Here is a 443-nt window from a genome sequence, read left to right as displayed (position 1 = left end):
GTCCGATGCGGTCGAGCCGGCCTTCGCCGCAAAGGCGATCATGGTGTTCGGGCTGCTCGGCTCGACCTTGGCAAGGCCGCGGCCGATGGCACGCGAGGCAACCGTGCGCTTCATGGTCTTGGCAAACGGGTTGTCGCGGCAGGCGTCCAGGATGACGAGGCGCAGTTGCTTGGCCGGCTCGATCGCGAACAGCACCCTGTCGAGCGGGAACGCCTCGTCGAGAACATCGGTATCGGTCTCCAGGGCGGCATCGGTCGGGATCAGATAGTTGGTGCCGTCAAGCTCGATGCCGTGGCCGGCGTAGTAGATGACCGCGACATCGGCGTCGCGCGCCTTGCTGCCGAATTCGCGCAGCGCCTTGCGCATGTCGACCACGTTCAGGTCGAGCTTGACGTCGACCGCGTCGAACCCGGCCTTCCTGAACATGCCGCCGACCAGCGCGG

General features: G+C 66.4%; 1 protein-coding gene. It reads right to left on the bottom strand.

All coding sequences use genetic code 11. The features are described 5' to 3' along the window. On the bottom strand, window positions 1-443 hold a 443-nt coding region (locus tag OC450_RS34285), incomplete at both ends, for a caspase domain-containing protein (RefSeq protein ID WP_262049478.1).

Origin of the sequence: Bradyrhizobium sp. Bra78 (genome assembly GCF_024519855.1) — a bacterium.
Lineage (GTDB): Bacteria > Pseudomonadota > Alphaproteobacteria > Rhizobiales > Xanthobacteraceae > Bradyrhizobium > Bradyrhizobium japonicum_G.
The sequence above is the reverse complement of the archived record's forward strand: the minus strand, read 5'-3'. Positions and strand labels throughout refer to the sequence as shown.